The organism is Streptomyces sp. bgisy159, from assembly GCF_965341775.1.
In the GTDB taxonomy this organism is placed as follows: Bacteria; Actinomycetota; Actinomycetes; order Streptomycetales; family Streptomycetaceae; genus Streptomyces.
The window spans coordinates 1-1,421 of sequence record NZ_CBDQZH010000117.1 but is presented as its reverse complement, the minus strand read 5'-3'; the positions used below and the strand labels follow the sequence as shown (position 1 = coordinate 1,421).

General features: G+C 67.9%; 2 protein-coding genes. Both read right to left on the bottom strand.

The window, feature by feature from the left end:
- Positions 1–73: 73 nt before the first annotated feature.
- Positions 74–472 (bottom strand): hypothetical protein, encoded by a 399-nt coding sequence (locus ACSLTV_RS36070; RefSeq protein ID WP_402503355.1) that lies wholly within the window; start codon positions 470–472, stop codon positions 74–76.
- Positions 469–1,317 carry an IS5 family transposase gene (locus ACSLTV_RS36065; RefSeq protein ID WP_028808936.1) on the bottom strand — a complete coding sequence of 283 codons (849 nt, stop codon included), beginning with the start codon at positions 1,315–1,317 and terminating at the stop codon, positions 469–471. Before ACSLTV_RS36065 ends, ACSLTV_RS36070 begins: the two co-directional genes overlap by 4 nt.
- Positions 1,318–1,421 lie beyond the last annotated feature (104 nt).

The following is a 1,421-nucleotide window of genomic DNA, read 5'->3' as shown; positions in this document are numbered from 1 at the left end:
AGTGGGCGGTTCGTAAGGTGATGTCCGTTTCTGGCTGAGGTTGGGGCAAGGTCGCTGGTGGAGGGTCGGTCGGCTATTGCTTCCTGGCGAAGTTGCCGGTGTCGGCCTCGGTGAGGATGCCGAGTTTGACCAGGCGCTTCAGCTTGGCACGGGTGCCTTCCACGTTCTTCGGCAGCAGTTCGTGGCCGAGGGCTTCGCAGACGTCCTTGGCTCGTAGCGGTCCGGTCGCGTGGTTGAAGGCGGCGAGGATGCGGGGGTAGTCCGGGTGCTCGGGCAGGTCCGGCGCGACGGCAGGGAGCCGGTCAGCGAGGCCGGTGACGGTCTTGCGGGTGATCGCGAGGTGCTCCAGGTGCGTCTCGGCCTCCCGTAACCGGGTCTGCAGGTCGTCGATCTGTGCGCGGAGGTCGTCGGCCAGGGCCCGGGCGGCGTCTTCCTGGAGGTCCAGGGCGTCGAGCAGGGGCTGGATATTCACGCTGCCGCCGCCTGCGGCTCGCGCCAGGTGAGGGCGTTCGTGCCGGTGAGGCGCCGGGTCATGACGTGGGTCATCGCCCAGTAGACGCGGGAAGCCGAGGAGGAGGGGCGGTACTCGTAGTCGCGGACCAGGCGCCGGTGCAGTATCAGGATCCCGTAGGTCTGCTCGACCCTCCACCGCTTCGGCTGCGGAACGAACCCCTTGACCTGCGGGTTTCGTTCGACGATCTCGACGTCGATGCCCAGGCCGGCGCCGTGCGCGACGACCTGGTTCTTGAAGCCCTGGTCGACGAGGGCTTTGCGGACGGTGCCGCCGGCGTGCTCGGCGACCTGGTCCAGCAGGACGATGCCCGCGGCGTTGTCGTGGGTGTTCGCGGCGAGGACGGTGACCGCGATGACCAGGCCGAGGACGTCCACGGCCAGTCCGCGCTTGCGGCCGGGCACCCGCTTGGCCGGATCGTGGCCGCTCGTGGAGGCGGGGACCCCGGCGGCCACGTGGACACTCTGGGTGTCCAGGACCACCAGGGTCGGGTCCTCTAATCGGCGGGCCCGCTCACGGACCTGGCAGCGCAGGAGTTCATGGATGACCTGGTCGGTCCCGTCGTCCCGCCAGGCGGCGAAATAGTAGTAGGTCGCGCTCTTCTGCGGCAGGTCGTGCGGGAGATAGGCCCACTGACAGCCGGTCCGCCCCTGGTAGAGGATCGAGTTGACGATCTCCCGCATGTCGTAGGCGCCCTGGTGGCCGCTGACCGAGCGATGTCGGTTCTTCCACGCGGTGATCACCGGCTCGATCAACGACCACTGCTCGTCCGATAAGTCACTCGGGTACGGCTTACGTTCACTCACCCGGTCACATCACCAGATCACCAACCGCGGACCGGCAGATTCCGCCCCGCCGCCACACCATCAGGCGACAGCAGACCCACTCAAAGACTCACGAACCGCCCACT